The organism is Phocaeicola sp., assembly GCF_057861905.1.
Map to the genome: position 1 here is coordinate 1 of NZ_DBMACV010000007.1, position 19,237 is coordinate 19,237.

The 19,237-nt window shown below is 42.0% G+C and carries 16 protein-coding genes; 5 read left to right on the top strand and 11 right to left on the bottom strand.

The annotated features are described in order from the left end of the window. Window positions 1–320: 320 nt before the first annotated feature. The 9 genes from ung to tsaB all read right to left on the bottom strand — a co-directional run bounded on the left by ung (window position 321) and on the right by tsaB (window position 10,102). A complete protein-coding gene (gene ung / locus ACZM60_RS02250; RefSeq protein WP_340319377.1) occupies window positions 321–983 on the bottom strand; it encodes a uracil-DNA glycosylase in 663 nt (220 codons plus the stop codon). 27 nt (window positions 984–1,010) lie between these two features. Continuing rightward, window positions 1,011–3,401 (bottom strand): S9 family peptidase, encoded by a 2,391-nt coding sequence (locus tag ACZM60_RS02255; protein WP_489520724.1) that lies wholly within the window; start codon window positions 3,399–3,401, stop codon window positions 1,011–1,013. A 121-nt stretch (window positions 3,402–3,522) separates the two neighbouring features. Next, window positions 3,523–4,863 (bottom strand): RIP metalloprotease RseP, encoded by a 1,341-nt coding sequence (gene rseP / locus ACZM60_RS02260; RefSeq protein ID WP_489520692.1) that lies wholly within the window; start codon window positions 4,861–4,863, stop codon window positions 3,523–3,525. A 41-nt stretch (window positions 4,864–4,904) separates the two neighbouring features. Then, window positions 4,905–6,062: a 1-deoxy-D-xylulose-5-phosphate reductoisomerase gene (gene dxr, locus ACZM60_RS02265; protein ID WP_021970009.1), complete on the bottom strand. Its 1,158-nt coding sequence runs from the start codon at window positions 6,060–6,062 to the stop codon at window positions 4,905–4,907. A 3-nt stretch (window positions 6,063–6,065) separates the two neighbouring features. Further along, a complete protein-coding gene (locus ACZM60_RS02270; RefSeq protein ID WP_489520693.1) occupies window positions 6,066–6,929 on the bottom strand; it encodes a M23 family metallopeptidase in 864 nt (287 codons plus the stop codon). Window positions 6,930–6,939: 10 nt separating this feature from the next. Next, on the bottom strand, window positions 6,940–7,452 hold the full coding sequence (gene rimM, locus ACZM60_RS02275; RefSeq protein ID WP_021970007.1) for a ribosome maturation factor RimM: 513 nt from the start codon (window positions 7,450–7,452) through the stop codon (window positions 6,940–6,942). A 4-nt stretch (window positions 7,453–7,456) separates the two neighbouring features. Then, window positions 7,457–8,764: a UDP-N-acetylglucosamine 1-carboxyvinyltransferase gene (gene murA / locus ACZM60_RS02280; protein WP_489520694.1), complete on the bottom strand. Its 1,308-nt coding sequence runs from the start codon at window positions 8,762–8,764 to the stop codon at window positions 7,457–7,459. 18 nt (window positions 8,765–8,782) lie between these two features. Beyond that, entirely contained in the window at window positions 8,783–9,385 is a 603-nt protein-coding gene (locus ACZM60_RS02285; RefSeq protein ID WP_489520695.1) for a DUF4290 domain-containing protein, read from the bottom strand. A gap of 27 nt (window positions 9,386–9,412) precedes the next feature. Then, the gene (tsaB, locus tag ACZM60_RS02290) at window positions 9,413–10,102 is read right to left on the bottom strand and encodes a tRNA (adenosine(37)-N6)-threonylcarbamoyltransferase complex dimerization subunit type 1 TsaB (protein WP_021970004.1); all 690 of its coding nucleotides are present in this window, start codon (window positions 10,100–10,102) and stop codon (window positions 9,413–9,415) included. A 276-nt stretch (window positions 10,103–10,378) separates the two neighbouring features. Between tsaB and ACZM60_RS02295 the strand changes: the two genes are divergently transcribed. From ACZM60_RS02295 to ACZM60_RS02315, 5 genes are all read left to right on the top strand, one after another. Further along, entirely contained in the window at window positions 10,379–11,254 is an 876-nt protein-coding gene (locus tag ACZM60_RS02295; protein WP_021970003.1) for a YicC/YloC family endoribonuclease, read from the top strand. 95 nt (window positions 11,255–11,349) lie between these two features. Next, the gene (gene gmk, locus ACZM60_RS02300) at window positions 11,350–11,913 is read left to right on the top strand and encodes a guanylate kinase (RefSeq protein WP_340319373.1); all 564 of its coding nucleotides are present in this window, start codon (window positions 11,350–11,352) and stop codon (window positions 11,911–11,913) included. 15 nt (window positions 11,914–11,928) lie between these two features. Further along, window positions 11,929–12,111: a hypothetical protein gene (locus ACZM60_RS02305; protein ID WP_021970001.1), complete on the top strand. Its 183-nt coding sequence runs from the start codon at window positions 11,929–11,931 to the stop codon at window positions 12,109–12,111. After that, window positions 12,093–12,686, top strand: coding sequence for a nicotinate (nicotinamide) nucleotide adenylyltransferase (gene nadD, locus ACZM60_RS02310; RefSeq protein ID WP_489520696.1), 594 nt, complete (start codon window positions 12,093–12,095; stop codon window positions 12,684–12,686). The genes ACZM60_RS02305 and nadD overlap by 19 nt, the downstream gene beginning before the upstream one ends. Then, complete coding sequence (locus ACZM60_RS02315) at window positions 12,683–15,190, top strand: zinc-dependent metalloprotease (RefSeq protein WP_489520697.1); 2,508 nt, start codon at window positions 12,683–12,685, stop codon at window positions 15,188–15,190. Before nadD ends, ACZM60_RS02315 begins: the two co-directional genes overlap by 4 nt. Before the next feature lie 93 nt (window positions 15,191–15,283). On the opposite strand, the gene ACZM60_RS02320 is transcribed toward ACZM60_RS02315, so the two are convergent. After that, window positions 15,284–16,822, bottom strand: coding sequence for an alpha-N-arabinofuranosidase (locus ACZM60_RS02320; RefSeq protein WP_489520698.1), 1,539 nt, complete (start codon window positions 16,820–16,822; stop codon window positions 15,284–15,286). A gap of 257 nt (window positions 16,823–17,079) precedes the next feature. Further along, window positions 17,080–19,218, bottom strand: a complete 2,139-nt coding sequence (locus ACZM60_RS02325; protein ID WP_489520699.1) for a RagB/SusD family nutrient uptake outer membrane protein — start codon at window positions 19,216–19,218, stop codon at window positions 17,080–17,082. Between the last annotated feature and the right edge of the window lie 19 nt (window positions 19,219–19,237).

Consider the following 19,237-nt stretch of genomic DNA (forward strand, 5'->3'; position numbering starts at 1 on the left):
TATTGTTTCTTTGAAAACAAACCGGATGCATTGCAAGGATACTATATTGAGGACTCAAAACAACTGGCCTTATTCTAAACTTATCCCGAACTCAGGTCTTTAATCAAAAACATTCTTAGACACAAAAGGAAAGAGCCCGGTGCAATACCGAACTCTTTCTCTAAACGGATAATATTTAACCCGTCCATCTTTTTGGGGGCACTTCATTACTCAAATGAGCTTGATACGACTCTTTTTAATCTTGTAGTTACAATCGTTTATTGGGGGAAATCGTCATTTTAATGCTGCCATACTCTTCGTTTATAAGTAACCGGCTTTCCTCACCAGTCTATTTCTTTTAAACCTTTACTCCGCAAGTATTCATTTGCTTTACTAAAGTGCTTGCAACCAAAGAAACCATAATCGGCAGACCTCGGAGAAGGATGGACCGTTGTCAGAATACAATGCTTGGTTGCATCGATAAGGGAAGCTTTTGCCTTTGCATAACTTCCCCACAGCATAAAGACCAGGTTCTCGCGCTCGTCGCTCAGTTTCTTGATAACAGCGTCGGTAAATGTTTCCCATCCTCTGTTTCGGTGAGAACCGGTCTGATAAGCTCTGACCGTAAGTACGGAATTCATCGAAAAGACTCCCTGCTCCACCCACCTGTCTAAATTACCGGATGAAGGAATAGGCTTACCTAAATCTTGATGAATCTCCTTGAAGATATTCATCAAAGATGCCGGAATGGCCGTACCTTCGGGTACAGAAAAACAAACGCCATAATACTGTCCCGGAGTGGGATAAGGGTCCTGCCCCAAGATAACCACCTTGACCTTCTCAAACGGACATGCGTTGAAAATATGAAAGATTTGTGAACCTTGAGGTAAGACATGTTCATGCGCATACTCATAACGTACAAAATCTGTCAGCTGCTTGAAGTAAGGCTTATCGAACTCTTCCTGCAAACGCCAGCGCCAACTTTCTTCTATCTTGACATTCATATTTGTACTGCTTACTTGAATTACAACCTATCGCTGTGGAATATCGACTGATGTTTCACATTTCCCTTTTAAATGTTCTGAAAAGAAATCAACCAGACGCCAGTAGAAATACTCATTCATATCTCCAAACCCGTGACGCTGTCCCGGTAATATCAACATTTCAAAGCGCTTGTTGGCACGGATCAAGGCATCAACTACACGGATGGTATTGGCCGGATGCACATTATTGTCTATATCTCCATGTACCAGCATCAAATGCCCTTTCAATTGTTTCACGATTTCAGGATTCGTTGCAATCTTATAAGCAAAAGTTGTATCGCCTTTCTCCGAAACTTCTTCTTTCACACCATGATGCGTTTCACTCCACCAGCGGTTATAAATCCGGTTATCATGATTTCCGGCACACGATACGGCAGCCTTATAGAAATCGGGATACTGGCAGATAGCTGCTGTCGACATAAATCCTCCACCCGAATGTCCATGAATACCAACCTTGTCTATATCGATAAACTTATAGCGCGCTGCCAATTGCTCCACGGCAGCTTTATGATCGGCAAGTGGATAATCGCGCATATTTCCATATCCGTAGTTGTGATACCATTTCGAACGACTGGGATGACCGCCTCGCTGTCCTACGGAAATAACAATGAAACCAGCCTGCGCCAAACGGTCGGTACGTACACTCATACGGGTAAACGGATAATAAACAGCTTCTACCTGAGGACCGGGATATACATAATCGATGATAGGATAAACTTTCGTTGAATCGAAATTATAAGGTTTATACATCACTCCATACAGGTCTGTCACTCCATCGGCAGCCTTTACGGTAAAGAGTTCCGGGAACTGATAACCAGCAGCTTTCAACTGTGAGAAATCACTTTCCTGAATGGTCATAACCTTATTCCCATTGCGGTCAATCAAGTCTGCACACGGGATGGTATTTACCCGTGAATAATTATCGACAATGAAACGGGCCTCATCATCAACTTCTACCTCATGGAAGAAATTACCCTTGGTCAGCAACTTCAATCCACTGCCATCGGCGTTCACCTTATACAAATGTTCATAATAAGGATTCTCTCCTTCCTCACGGCCATTGGCGATAAAATAAATCGTGCGAGTAGACTCATCTACCTTTACGACACGTTCAACATGCCATGAACCTTTGGTTATACGGTTCTTCAGATTACCGCGGTCGTCATATAAATAAAGGTGTGCCCAGCCGTCACGTTCACTCCATTGGATAAATTCTTTACCTCCACCAAACACGTAGATCGGACGAGTTTCCTGATACGTATTCATGCGTTCTTTTACAACAGGAACGATAGAATCTTGTCCAATAGTATAGGTACAGACATCAATACGATGTAAGTCACGACTGCTTCGAGTCAGGAAGAAACGAGTATTATCACCTTGCCATACAGGAGAAATGAACTCCGCATCACGTTGTTTCTGCTCGTAAGGACATGACTCCAATCCTAAACTTTGGTTCTTCCAGGCGGCCACTTTAATTTCCTTACGTGTATTGTTTACCATATCGAACAAATACAAATGTTCCTCGGGAGCCTCCATTTCTCCCGGCATCTGGTAACGGTAAGTTTCAAGTGTAGGACGAGGCTGAGCAACCGAATTGATAACCCAAAGATCTTTTACCTTACGATCATCAGACACAATAGTCACAAAATATTTCGAGTCGGGTGACCAGTATCCCCATACCCTGCGACGCTTTCCATTGCACAGCGTATCTGTATTCAGAGTAGTATACGGAATGCCGTAGCCAAAATGTTCGGTACCCTCCTTCGTCAATTGCATTTCGACTATCGTACTATCTTTTTCATTCTTCTGAGCTTTCCGATAATCTTCCATACTCATCCGATACAAATTACAGTCTTTCGCATAAACGACTGTTTTCCTGTCGGGAGAAACAGAAGCCCACTCCAGTTTTTTCGGTTCTTTAGCATCTTCAGTCAGCTGAGTAAGTTTACGTGTCGGATAGTCATATGAAAAATAAAAGACAACCTTTTCTGCTTTTTTCTTCTCTCCTTTCTTCGGTTTAGCCTCTTGAGAAGACTCCACCTCAAACGTAAATGTCCGTCCGTCTTCCTTCGCCTTCAGATTACGAATAGGTAAATGACGGGCTTCGAACGGATCGTGTACAATCTCAGTCAACTGAGAAGCCAGTTCGTCACGATCGAACAACAGTTTTTTTGTTTTAGCCGCCGGATCAACTACATACCAAAATGTTCCTTCACTGGTTTTATATTCGAACCAGAAATTATTACCTTTCTGAAACCAATGCGGATCAACCGTTGTAGGAAAAAGCATCGTATTCAACTTACTCTGAGTAAATTTCTCAGCCTGAAGATACTCAGGTAATCTATCCTGCGCAGGCTGTGCCATTGCAAACAAGCACATTCCCCCTAAAAACAAAACAGTAAGAATTGATTTTTTCATAGCTCTTTAATATAGAAAGGCACTGACTATACCCGCTCTTCAACGAAGGACAGAATAATCAGTGCCTTTACTTATTGATAAATTAGAATAAAAATCTTAGAACATCATTGAAGTTCGCCCAAATCAACAAAGCAAAAAGAAGGAACATTCCCACCATCTGAGCATACTCCAGGAACTTGTCACTCGGCTTACGACGGGCTATAATCTCGTATAACAAGAATAATACATGACCACCATCGAGAGCCGGAATCGGCAATATGTTCATAAAGGCCAAGATAATGGAAAGGAATGCCGTCATTTCCCAGAAACGCTGCCAGTCCCAGACCTTCGGGAAAATACTTCCAATCGTTCCAAAACCACCAACACTCTTGGCACCTTCCTTGGTAAATACGTATTTCATGTCATTTACATACCCTTTCAACGTATTTATTCCCAAAGTTACTCCAGCAGGGAACGATTCAAAGAATCCATAGCTTAAATTGGTTTCCTTGTAATTTACCAAGCCTCCAATAGCATCGACCATAAACTGTTCATTCGTCTGAACCGTAACTGTATCTCTTACTCCCTGACGAGAATATACCAATGAGAACTGGGCCGATGTTTTCTTCTCCAATTCAGCCTTGGCGCGAAGCTTACTCATTTCATCCAGAAATTCATTCCAGGAATTCAACGGCGTACCGTTGAAAGCAATCAGTGAGTCACCTTTCTGAATACCTACCTTAGCAAATCCTCCACCTGGCAATACAGAATCAATTACATTCGGTCGGAAAGTAGCAACAAACATCGGATTCTCTTTCGCTACATCAAGTAAGCTCAATTCCGGCATCAGAATTTTCTTTTCCTCTCCATTTCGAAGTACTGTTACCTCACGTGCTTCTACTATGTTACGAAGCATGTCCATATCGAAACGCACCAACTCTTTTCCGTCTGCACTCTTCAGAATATCTCCATCCCGAAATCCTATTTGCTGAGCTGTTTCATTGAATTTCATACCATAGGTCATATCCTTCAGAGCTACGTAAGAATCTCCCCATGTATAAAGAATCATCGAATAGATAAACAGCGCCAACAAAAAGTTCATTAATACTCCTCCTACCATAACCAACAATCGTTGCCATGCCGGCTTGGAACGAAACTCCCACGGTTGTGCTGGCTGTTTCATTTGTTCGGTATCCATTGACTCATCAATCATACCCGATATTTTGCAATATCCACCCAATGGTAACCAGCCCACTCCATATTCCGTATCACTGTTTTTCGGTTTAAACTTAAACAGTGAGAACCAGGGATCGAAAAAAATATAAAACTTCTCTACTCGTATCTTGAAAAGGCGTGCAAAGAAAAAGTGTCCTCCTTCATGAATAATCACCAGCAGTGACAAACTGAGAATAAGTTGAAGAGCACGAATTAAAAATGTTTCCATCTAAAGTTTGTTTTCTATTTTATTTATATTAATACACTCTGTTACTTCATTCCATTTATAACCATTTCAGCCGCAATACGACGTGTCTCCGCGTCGGTCGAAACATAATCTTCATAAGTAGGGGTTGCAATGAAAGGTACACGTTGCATTGCCTTTTCTATTACATCACTCATTCCAAGAAAAGAAATCTGATCTTTCAGGAAAGACGCTACAACGACTTCATTAGCTGCATTGACTATACACGGCATGTTACCCCCCTGATGTAAAGCTTCATAAGCCAAAGCCAGATTCCGGAAGCGTTTTGTATCAGGAGCCTCGAAAGTCAGGCTGTTACATTTCAAGAAATCCAGACGGTCGAAAGAAGAACGGACACGTTGAGGATATGAAAAGGCGTACTGGATAGGCAAACGCATATCGGGTACTCCCAACTGTGCTTTCACGGCACCGTCTTCAAATTCCACCATCGAATGAATGACCGATTGGGGGTGAACTACCACTTCTATTTGATCTGGACGCACACCAAACAACCATTTAGCTTCGATTACTTCGAAACCTTTATTCATCATTGAAGCCGAATCAATTGTTATCTTAGCTCCCATACTCCAATTGGGATGCTTCAACGCTTGCTCCTTCGTAACATATTGCAACTGATCCATTGTAAACGTACGGAAAGGGCCACCCGATGCTGTAAGAATCACCTTTTCCAAAGGATTATTCATTTCCAAACACTGGAAGATAGCTGAATGTTCTGAATCGACAGGCAAGATAGGCGTATGATATTCATTGGCCAAAGCATTTATCAGCTCACCGGCAACAACCATCGTTTCTTTATTGGCAAGCGCTATAATCTTACCTGCACGAATAGCACTCATAGTCGGGCGTAATCCGGCATATCCCATCATTGCAGTCAGTACAATGTCGATGGGCTGCGACTCAACAACCTGACAAATGGCTTCCGAACCAGCATAAACCTTTATAGGCAGATCAGATAAAGCCTCCTTAAGTTGCAAATATTTATCTTCATTGGCTATCACGACAGCTTCAGGATGAAACTTCCGTGCCTGCTCAATCAGTAAATCCACTTTATTATTAGCAGTCAATGCATAAGCTTCATATAAATCGGGATGCTCTTCTATGACTTGTAATGCCTGTGTCCCGATAGAGCCCGTAGAACCTAATATTGCGATTTGTTTTTTCATATATCAAAATACAACGTATTTTTCAGGATTAGTCGGATTTCCTTTATGCCATAATTCAAAATGTAAATGAGGCTGGTCACCATCTTCAGCCGACTTTCCGACCAGCGCAATTACTTCCCCGCCTTTTACTTTCTCACCTTCATGCTTCATCAGAGAACCGCAGTGTTTATACACAGAAACGAAGTTTTGCGGATGCTGTATCTGAATGACATAACCCCATTCTGCTGTATAAGCAGCCATAATAACAGTACCGTCTAAAGCAGCAAGAATACTTTCATTGGGGCTCGCAGTAAGATCGATACCAAAGTGGCGCTTTTCCGGATTGAAACCAACTGACATAACTCCACGTAAAGGACGATAAAATATCAGTCCGGCAGCATCACGCACATCTGTAACGGCAGTCAGATTATATCTTTCCTTCTCTTCATATTGCTTGCGAAATTCATCTTCTTCTTTCGAACGTTCCATCAGTTTCTCTGCACGAAGATTAGTCAGCGAATCAATGGACTGAACCGTATCGGCCTTTACCTGCCCGCTCAATATATCCTGTATATTCATGACATACCGGCTCTGACGTTCAAGTGCAGCCTGTAATGAATCTGCCCGCAATGCATTAGTCACAATCTGAGAACGAACCTCACTGTTCATATATCCCGGAAGGTAATTTCGTAACGGGGTAAATGCGATAATAGCAGCGGCTATCAAGAAAATAACCGTACAAGCCGACAACAAGACAGACAGACCATTCAGCTTAGACACATGAATGCCTACTACCTCCTCCAAGGTATTTTCATTGATAATCGTCAGTTTATATTTAAACTTGATATTATGCCAAAAAGCCTTACGTCCTCTTCTTGTCTTTCTCATTGTCCTTTTCTTATTCTAATAACCCTTCCGGTATGTCAACTTTCAGGATTCTTTGTTCTTTATCCAAATCGACGATAAATTCTTCGTGAGCAGGAAGTAACAATTCCTCACCATCCTTCTCTATCACAAACAAAACATTCATCGTAGAATCGTCAACAGCAACAATTTCTCCCAAATTACCATGATGTACATCCTCAACACGGAATCCTGTAAAGAAATTCCACGAAGTAATCTCTTCCTGATCGTCCATATATTTCTTCGGGAAATATACCTCCACATTCGTCAGCATACGTGCGCGTTCGGCAGTATCAATTCCCTCGAACTTTATTAAGGCTACATCGTCGGAACGGAAACGATACTCTTCAATAAAGAACGGTACCAATATTCCATCCAGCAACAAAACCAGATAATCACAATCCACACGGTCGAAAATATCATCGGTAAAGGTAAAAGAAACCTCTCCCTTTATCCCGTGAGGCTTATTAATTATTCCTATCTTATATACTTCTTCTTTTCTAATCATACACTTACTCTATACGGGTAATACGAGCACCCAAAGCAGTCAGACGCTGCTCGATATTCTGATATCCCCGGTCTATCTGTTCAATGTTATGAATACGGCTGATGCCTTCTGCGCTCAAAGCTGCTATCAGCAAAGCTATTCCGGCACGTATATCAGGAGAAGTCATATTACCTCCACGCAAACGGAAATTATGATCATGACCGATAACAACAGCACGATGAGGATCACAAAGAATAATCTGTGCTCCCATATCAATCAGTTTATCGACAAAGAACAAACGACTTTCAAACATTTTCTGATGTATCAAAACACTACCCTTTGCCTGAGTAGCGACCACAAGCATTACACTCAGCAAGTCAGGAGTCAGTCCCGGCCACGGAGCATCAGCTATTGTCATGATCGAACCATCAATAAATGATTCAATCTCATAATGATCCTGCTGAGGAATAAAAATATCATCACCTCGTTGTTCCAGACGAATTCCTAAACGGCGGAAACTATCCGGAATAATACCCAGGTTCTCGTACGATACGTTCTTAATCGTAACCTCGCTGGATGTCATGGCCGCCATACCGATAAAGCTTCCTACTTCAATCATATCTGGCAATACATGGTGTGTACAACCTTTAAGGCTTTTCACTCCTTCGATAGTCAGCAGATTGGATGCAATACCCGATATCTTGGCTCCCATGCGATTCAACATCTTACACAATTGTTGCAAGTAAGGTTCGCATGCTGCATTATAAATAGTCGTTTTTCCTTCAGCCAACACAGCTGCCATTACGATATTTGCAGTACCTGTTACCGAAGCTTCATCAAGCAGCATATATGTACCTTTCAACTGACTGGAAGTAATCGTAAAGACTCCCTTTGCCGCATCATAATTGAATGATGCTCCCAATTTCTGAATACCCAGGAAATGCGTATCCAGTCGGCGACGACCAATCTTATCCCCACCCGGTTTAGCAATCATCGCCCGTCCAAAACGTGCCACCAAAGGTCCGACAAGCATGACCGAGCCACGCAAACGTGAGCAACGAGTAAGGAACTCTTCGCTTTCAAGATAGGAAAGATTCACATCATCTGCCTGAAAAGAATAAGTATCTACACTTTTTTTAGACACTTTTACACCCATATCGCGAAGTAACTGAATCAGGTTGTTCACATCCAATATATTCGGGATATTACTGATTGTCACTTCTTCGTCAGTCAATAATGTAGCACAAACCACTTGCAAGACTTCATTCTTTGCACCTTGCGGAATAATCTCACCATGCAGTTTATACCCGCCTTCGATTACAAATGATGCCATAGTACCGGTTATTTAAGATTAATATTTTCTTTTTTGCTGATTATTGTTATTTGCCTGTCGACGGCGCGGAGCAAATGTGCGCTGTTCTACCAGACGGAAATCTTCGGCCGACAGCTTAATCTTTCCTCCCGACAGTTCACACAAATCATCCAGAATCTTCTGATCTTCCACCCCATCCTTATTCCAGTTCTGATAATCTTTTTTCATATGATTGGCTATCAGTTTCAGCAGCTGATTTCTTTCTTCTCCTTCCGGATAATCGACAGCAATCTTGATCATATCCTGAACAAAACGGCCATAGTGACGATAACGGATATTGTTCTGAGAATAAGGAATACGATCAGGCTTTACTTCCAGGCTTTCTTTTTTCACGATATCCACCGGATAATCGATATCAAGCTTAAAGTCGGCCATAATAGCCAAATGATCCCACAGCTTATGATTGAAGTCGGTCACATCTCGCAAATGAGGAAACATGCCTCCCATGATATTTACAATAGTATTGGCACAACGCTGGCGTTCTTCACGATCTTCAATCGTCAGTGCGTAATCCACCATGTTCTGCACGCTTCTTCCATATTCGGGAAGAGGTAATTTTCGTTGTTGGGTATTATATTCCATATCTATTTTATCGCAGTTTTTCCTGTTTTACAAAAGTTTCTTGGGAGTAGAAGCAACGAACTCTTTCAGATAGAAAGGTTCAAAGTAAGCTACATCCTTGAAATCCTTTTCGGCCATGGCACGTTCGGCAAGCGGGAACATCCATTTTGCCAGCGGATGAATATTTTCAAGAAAATGAGCATTAGGATGCGTGATTTTCTCACGGCACTTAGCCGCTCCGTTTCCAAAGAAATAAACCGGATGCTCTGCCAGGAATTCTGCATACGAATTTTCATCAATAATATCAGCTCCGATTTCACGTTTAACCTTCAATGCACGATCGTATATAGCAGCATATACTTCCATACGGCGAGCATCAATCATCGGACACAACAAAGCATCTTCCGGCAAATCTTCGTAAAGCAATACCGGAACAGTCATTACTGCCGGAGTAGGGATGCCAATCAACGGAATATTGCGCCCATAACAAATACCTTTTGCCATCGACACACCGATTCTCAATCCTGTATACGAACCCGGTCCGCAACTAACAGCTACAGCATCCAAAGGAATGGCATGATTATCGATAAACGACAAAGCCTCATCCACAAAAACGCCCAATACCACAGCATGTGAGGGACCCTTAAAGTCCTCTTTCGAGAAGATAGAAGTTCCATCCTGACTTACAGAAACAGAACATACTTCCGTTGAAGTTTCAATATGTAAAATGCACGACATAAATTAATTTCTTATTATATAGACTGCAAATATACACTTTTATTTGCACTCACTTCCCATTAAGCCAGTGTTTTTTAGAACCGTTAATAAAAGATGAAAAGCTTTACTAAAAAACGTCGGCACATTCTCAGGAAAACGTCGGCACGTTTTTCAAAAACATCGGCACGTTTTCCTATCACTCTGCCCGAAGAATTTACCTCATCAACGAAAAAGCCTCTCTCTACTTTTCCGATTCACAGCTTTTTCCTAACTTTGCACGATAAAAAACAGAATATTATGATACAATCAATGACCGGATACGGCAAAGCAACAGCCACATTCGGAGATAAGAAGATCAACGTAGAAATAAAATCGTTGAATAGTAAGGCAATGGACTTGTCGACACGTATTGCTCCATTGTATCGCGAAAAAGAAATGGAAATCCGTAACCTTATTACCAAGACACTGGAACGTGGTAAGGTAGATTTCTGTATCTGGATTGAAAAAGACGCCGCCGAAACGGCTACTCCCATTAATGCTGCACTGGTAGAAAACTATTACAATCAAATAAAGGCCATTTCCGACAACTGTCACATTCCCGTACCGGAAGACTGGTTTGCGACTCTGCTTCGCATGCCGGACGTACTGACCCGGGTAGATATTCAAGAGTTGTCAGACGAAGAATGGACAGTTGCCAGCAAGGCAATTGAGGAAGCCTTGCAACATTTAGTAGATTTCCGCAAGCAGGAAGGAGCTGCATTGGAAAAGAAATTTACCGAAAAAGTAGACAATATAGAACGCCTGCTGAAATCAATCGAGCCTTACGAAAAAGAGCGTGTAACAAAGATACGTGAACGAATTACTGATGCGTTAGAAAAAACAATCAGTGTAGACTATGACAAGAACCGCCTGGAGCAGGAATTGATTTACTATATTGAGAAACTGGATATAAACGAAGAAAAGCAACGCCTTGCCAACCACTTGAAATACTTCCGCGAAACAATGGCAGGAGGTCACGGACAAGGTAAGAAGCTGGGATTCATCGCTCAGGAAATGGGACGTGAAATCAACACTACAGGCAGCAAATCAAATCATGCTGAAATGCAAAACATCGTGGTTCAGATGAAAGACGAACTGGAACAAATCAAGGAACAAGTTTTAAATGTAATGTAATATTAACGCATTGAAGAGCGAAAAAGAAGGGATGCCATCTGATTCCGATTGCCCTTACCTTCTTGTTTCGCTCTTCGTGTTTTTCATTCTAAGTTATGGGAAAACTGATAATCTTTTCTGCACCGTCAGGATCAGGCAAATCTACTATCATCAATTACCTGCTTACGCAAAACCTGAATCTGGCCTTTTCTATTTCGGCAACCAGCCGCCCGCCTCGAGGAACAGAACAGAACGGAGTTGAGTATTTTTTTCTTACTCCAGAAGAGTTTAAGCAACGTATTGCCAACAATGAATTTCTGGAATATGAAGAAGTCTATACCGACCGTTTTTACGGCACACTAAAAGCACAGGTAGAGAAGCAGTTGGAAGCCGGTCAGAACGTAATATTCGATGTAGACGTAGTAGGCGGATGCAATATAAAAAAATTCTATGGTGAACGTGCATTATCGGTATTTATCCAGCCACCTTCTGTCGAAGAACTGCGCAAACGATTGAACGGACGCGGTACCGATACTCCCGAAGTAATAGAAAGTCGAATCGCCAAAGCAGAATTCGAACTAAGTTATGCAAACAAATTCGACGTTGTAATAGTAAACGATGATCTGGAAACAGCTAAAGCTGAAGCCCTGAAAGTCATCAGCGATTTTCTGAAAAAATAATCCATACTTCAATTTATGGCTAAAGATCCTAAAAAACTTCTGCGTACCATGATGATTGTCAGTATTATCATCGGACTGGTCGCTCTGGCTGTGGCCGTAGTTGCCGCTGCCATGAAAGAATACATTATTGCCGCAGCAATGCTCATCGTTGCCGGCTGGCAAGTTATAAACTATCTAAAATGGAAGAAATGCCTGTAAAGACAGGAATATTCGGAGGCACATTCAATCCGATTCATGTCGGTCATCTTGCATTGGCAAACTATTTGTGTGAATATGGGGGGCTGGATGAAATCTGGTTTCTGGTTTCTCCCCAAAATCCGTTCAAACAAAACGTGGAGTTACTCGACGATAAAATACGGCTGGAAATGGTACAAGCTGCTGTTTCCGGCTATCCACGTTTCCAAGCCTCAGACTTTGAATTCAACTTGCCACGTCCTTCTTATACAGTCGATACCCTGAACAAATTGGCTGACACCTACCCGGACAGAGAGTTTACACTTATCATCGGAGCGGACAACTGGGCTGTATTCGACCGTTGGAAATCACCCGAAGAAATCATCCGCAAACATTTTATCATTGTATATCCACGACCAGGCTACAACATACAGACAGACTTACTTCCGCCTCATGTAAAAGTCGTAGATACGCCCCGTCTGGAAATCAGCTCAACATTTATCCGGCAAGCTGTCAGCGAAGGAAAAGACATACGCTACTTCTTGCATCCAGAAGTATTCCGTATTATTGTTGAAAAAGAATTATACCAAAAGAAATGAAAAAATCTAAATTGTATATTCTCTCTTTGAGTGCATGCCTGTTGTTGGGAGCTACAAACAGTGCCGAAGCTAAAATCTTTGAGAGGAAAAAGAAAAAAGCAAAAACAGAACAAGCAGCCGTACCTGTCAACAGAGCGACAAACGGATTGAAACCTTATGCCAGCGTCATCACTTCAAAGGCAAAAAGTTCACACGGATTTCTCACTGTGCATAAGGTAAACGACATTTACTTCCTCGAAATACCCGATTCTATATTAAACCGTGACATTCTGATTGTGAACCGAATCAGCAAAGCTCCAACCTCTCGACAGAAATCACGCGTCGGTTACCCGGGAGATATTTTAGGTAGCAAGGTTATCCGTTTTGAGAACAAGGATAATAAACGACTTCTGGTACGTGAATACTCTTACCGTGAACGAGCCGAAGATAAGGAAGGCATGTATCAATCTGTACTTAATTCAAACATACAGCCTATTGTAGCCAATTTCAATCTTGAAGCTATCAGAAAGGACTCACTCAGTCGTAGCTATGTAATCAATATCAGTACTTTTCTAATCAAAGAAAATCCATTATTTTCTTTTGATGCCGACAGTAAAGAATACATCGGATTACTTAATATGGCCGGAGAAGGAACATACGTCGATACGCTAAAAGCTTTTCCACAAAACATTGAAATCTCTACCACAGTTACTTACCAAAGCAAAAAAAGCGTAAGCAATGTAGGTTTCTTAGAGACTGGAAGTCCGCGTGTTCCTCTGACTTATGAGCTGAACAGTTCTATGGTTTTACTTCCTGAAACCCCGATGAAAGGCAGACTATTCGACCCGCGAGTAGGATATTTTACAGTAGGATACACTGATTTCGACAGCAACCCGCAAGGCATTGAATACAAAAAACTCATTACACGCTGGCGTTTGGAGCCCAAAGACGAAGCTGCTTATCTACGTGGTGAACTCGTTGAGCCCAAGAAACCTATCGTAATTTATATCGATCCGGCTACTCCCAAGAAATGGGTACCATATCTGATACAAGGAGTAAACGACTGGCAGACAGCTTTCGAAAAGGCTGGATTCAAAAATGCGATTTACGCAAAGGAGGCACCTACCAACGACCCCTCGTGGAGTCTGGAGGATGCACGCCATTCGGCCATCGTTTACAAGCCCTCAGACATACCGAATGCAAGTGGCCCTCACATCAACGACCCGCGTTCCGGGGAGATATTGGAAACACATATCAACTGGTATCACAATGTCATGAGTCTGTTACGCGACTGGTATATGATTCAAGCTGGAACCATCGACGAAGCAGCACGCAAGATGCAGCTCGACGATGAATTGATGGGACAGCTCATCCGTTTCGTTTCTTCTCATGAAGTAGGCCATACACTGGGACTCCGACATAACTTTGGCTCTTCACATACTGTACCGGTCGAAAAATTACGCGACAAGGCATGGGTGGAAGCCAACGGACATACACCGTCTATCATGGACTACGCCCGGTTCAACTATGTTGCGCAGCCAGAAGACAGCATTACACGTGCAGGAATCTTTCCTCGCATAGGAATGTATGACAAATGGTCTATAGAATGGGGATACCGATGGTTACCACAGTTCCAAAAACCGGAAGATGAAATTGCATTCTCCAATCAATCCATCATTGGGAAACTGAAAGAAGATATCCGTTATACATTTGGTACAGAATCGGATGCCAACGATCCCCGCAACCAAAGTGAGGACCTGGGCGATGACTCCATGCTGGCCAGTATGTATGGCATCAAAAACCTGAAACGAATTGTTCCTCAGATACTGGAATGGTCGTACGAGCCCAACAAATCATATGCCAGTGCCGGAGAAATATACAGTCAGGTAGTATCTCAGTTCAATCGCTATTTAGGACATGTGACCAAAAACGTCGCAGGAATTTACAGCAATCCCATTACGGTAGAACAATCAGACGAAGTAGCGCGCGAATTTGTTCCTGCCGATATACAGAAACGAGCTGTTACATTCCTCAACGAACAGTTGTTTACTACTCCTCAGTGGCTCATCAACCGCCAGTTGATAGAAAAGGCAAAGATACTTCCCGTAAATGTGATCTGTTCACTGCAGTCGGGGATTCTCACACGCCTCATCAGTAAAAGTACACTCGACAAAATGAGTGAAAACGAAACATTGAACGGAAAGAAAGCATATACCTCGGCACAAATGTTCAATGATTTGAAAAAAGTAATCTGGAGCAACCTTGGACAATCGGATATCTACAAACGCAACATGCAGAAAACATACGTAGAAAGCCTCATCAGCTTACTCGACAAGCCTGAAGCAGCCAGCAAAAATGCATCAGGAAAGCGACCTGCATATTCCGAAGCCCCGGCTATCGCTCACGGACAACTGCTGGAACTAAAACGTCTGGCAACTGGAGCAGCCGGTATGACAAGTGGTACAGCCAGAGGCCACTATCTGAACTTGATTACCCTGATAGATAATGCGTTGAATGACAAATAAAAAACTCCGTTGTTACTCTATCTTTTCACAGATAAATGTAACAACGGAGTTTTTTTTAATCTACGAAGAAGACAAACCATTGCGACTGTCTTCTTATTTTATTTCCAGTACAACAATCGATTTGGCAGGAAGTTCAACATCCAAACCATTCTTAGTAATCTTAGCTCCTTTAAAATCCTTAGGAGTCACAATATCAGGATGTTCAAACGAGTTACAATCATCAATATTTTTCGAAGTCAGAATACGTCCCGAAACAGATTTAACCTGTACACCATCCAAGGATAAAGTAATATACTGCGATTCCTCCAAGTCAACATTCGACAAAGAGATATGAATTACTCCTGCCTTGTCGCGCGAAGCCGTTGCACTAACCATCGGCACAATTCGGTCATCACGTACAATCTTACGTTCACACTGCATATCTATCGGCAGATAAGTAGCATCTTGGTGTACATTATACATCTCAAACACATGATAAGTCGGCGTTAATACCATTTTATCATCTTTGGTCAGAATCATCGACTGAAGTACATTAGCAATCTGAGCAATATTTGTCATCTTGATACGATTGGTATATTTATGGAAAATATCCAAAGTCAGCGAAGCTACAAAGGCATCCCGTAAAGTATTTTGCTGAAACAGATGTCCCGGTACTGTACCCGGCTCCTCATCCCACCAGGTTCCCCATTCATCAACAATCAATCCTACACGATTCTGCGGATCATATTTATCCATAATTGCAATATGACGCTTTACGACATCTTCTATTTCACGACATTTACCTAACGTCCAATAATAGTCATCCTTCGAAAAGTTTGTAGCCGAACCTTTACTTCCCGACCATCCCGAAACCGTATAATAGTGCAATGAAAGCCCATTCATTTGTGACATTGCCTTCTGCATCAGCACCTCAGTCCAATGATAATCATAATCGCTTGCTCCACTGGCTATCTTATATAAACGATTTTCTCCATAATTACGACAATAAGTCTGATAACGGCGATACACATCTGCATAATACTCCGGATACATATTACCTCCGCATCCCCAGCTTTCATTGCCAACTCCAATATACTTTACCTTCCAAGGTTTTTCACGCCCGTTTTCTTTACGCAACTTTGCCATCGGACTACCTTGCTCGGCTGTCATATATTCTACCCATTTGGCCAGTTCCTCTACAGTACCACTACCCACATTTCCGCTGATATAAGGTTCACATCCCAGCATTTCACAAAGATTCAGGAACTCATGTGTACCAAAACTATTATCTTCTACCGTTCCGCCCCAGTTAGTGTTTACCATCTTTGGACGTTTTTCACGTGGGCCGATACCGTCCATCCAATGATATTCATCGGCAAAGCATCCTCCGGGCCAGCGAAGTACAGGGACTTTTAACTTCTTCAGAGCTTCGAGTACATCCGTACGATACCCCTTTACGTTCGGAATAGAGGAATCCTCCCCTACCCATAAGCCCCCGTAAATACAAGTTCCCAAATGTTCGGCAAACTGTCCGCAAATTTCCTTGTTGATAATTTGTGTTCCTTGTTGCGGATGAACCGTAACCGTTGCTTTTTGTTGTGCAAAAACCGGTAATACTGCACAAAAAGCCAACCCTAAAAATGTGTTTTTCATACTTATTTTTCTTATTTAAGTTATACTTTGTCTATCTGAGGACAAAAATAAATGAAAATACGTCAGAACAGAAGAAGACACGTTACCATTTAGTGGGTCATTTGTTACATCGTTACATTTTCATACATTAGACTTCTTTGCAAACACACTAAGAAATCCCATTTACTTTGTTTACATGCAAAAAAGGATGTGTCTTAGCTTTCGCCAGACACATCCTTTATGCTGATCTAAAGATTTATCAATCTACATCACCTCGATCAATTATTCTTGAATCCATAACCATTGGTTATTTTACCCAATGATGTTTCCAAAATAGAGCTATGGAACGGTACGAAATAAATAGGAGCCTCTCCGTCTACAAATCCACGGAATACATAATCAGAATAATCAGACTCGTAATCAAGAATATCCTTACCCCAGTTTACCATTGTATAGCCATCAGCTTCCAAAGCCTTAGCTTCGGCACTGCCCGGTTCAATGTGTTTAAACAGACCTTGAATTGCCAAATTTGTACCCGGATTTGCCGAATAAATTGATTTGCCGGTATATCCTTCCCAGTCATCAAATACACCACGCCATCCCGGATACATTACCGGATCTGTTTCATCGGTACATTGAGTAGTCAAGCGGTAACCATACTGTGCTTTAGCATCTACGCTCTTAGTCCATACATACAGTGAAATCGTATTGCCATTTTCGAATGTATAATAGCCTTTAGTCTTTAATCCGTTAATCATCGCAGCCAAATCAGCTTTCAGTTTCTTGATAGCTTCCGGCAACTTACCAGTACGGATCAAATCGTAACGGCGAAGACCTTCACCACCAAACTCCAGTTTACGCTCCTGCTGAATAGCTTCTTTGATACCACCCCATTTAGAAATGAAACCATCAAGATTAGCAAGTTCCGGAGTCGCAAACGCACGGTTATGAACTTCCGACAAGTACTGCTTAGCAGTCATTTCATCACCCAGTTCGGCTTTTACCTCTGCCAACATCAAGATAACATCCGACATACGTACAAATGGATTATTGATACCTGATTGACGCTGTTTTTCCCAACGTGGCTCCGGCTGACGGTTTTCATCCCATTTGTTATTGGCAATACCACCACCATTAGCCTGTGATCCCGGAATAAATGGTAAAAGCTTTTCTACTCCATTCTTTCCATCGCTACCTGTAACCGTACAAGTAACATCACGCCGCATGTCATTCGGATCGAAATCACCATAGTAGTAAGTAGGATGGAAACGGCTCTGACCATAATTCTTACACGGATAGTTGTTCGAGCTACCAGCCGAACTTGGACGGCCGAAAGCATAAGGACGCTCTGTCTGAACTCCTCTGGTTTCAGGAATTTCATAAATACTTTCAGAAGAGAGTACTAAATTCTCATTCTGCTGGAACACGTACTGATAAGGATTTCCAAACGACTGACCATCAGAACCTTTTGCACGAGGATCGACTGTACATAATGCTGCTGTACCTGGATTATCAACACAGTTCTGCAAATACGTTTCGGCTATTTCATAGAACTTCTTATAATCTGTACGTCTACCGTAAAATGCATTGTTTGCATCTACTGTATTCAACTTTTCAAAGCTCAGCACATTTCCATCCAGATCTTTATAGAAATCTGTTCCCAAATCAGTACGACGAGTAGAATAACCTCCTGCATACAGACACATACGACCGATTAATGCATCCACATAATTACGCGTCATCATACTTGCATCTGCGCCAACATTTTCGCCCAGATAATACATGTAAGGTTCAACTTGTATCAATTTGTTGATATGGTATTCATAAATCTGATCACGTGGAGTCAGACCTTCCGCAACTACACCAGGTACCAGATTATGAGGAACATCTCCCCAAAAACGGAGTAATTCATTATAAGCAGTAGCACGCAAAGCCACGGCCTGTCCGTACAAGTCTGTCATTTCTGTTACCGAGCCTGTTCCTGCTTCAATAGCCTTATAGGTATCAGTTTCCTCAATAGCATTACAAAGCGTATTACATGTAGCAATGATGCTATATAAAGCCGGCCATGCATTTACGCCATTATTTCCAGCCGAGTTAATATCAAAGTTGGATGTACCTCCATAATACAAATTTTCCGGGATATGACGTGCCTGTGCATCGTAACCTTCGGGATGCCGTTCTGAATCCGATCCGCAAACTACCAAATCGTAAAACAAGCCATTGGCATGAACATAGGCTTTTGCACGCCACTTTTCATAAGCTTCCATTAAGGCACCGCGAGCCGTTGAAACGTCTCCAAACACAAATTCCGGAGTAGCTTCAGATGGTGAAGACGTATCCAGAAAATCTTCACACGAAGTTATATTGAGCATTAAAAGTCCAACACCTAAATATGTATATAATAACTTTTTCATTGTCTTTTCATTGATTAGT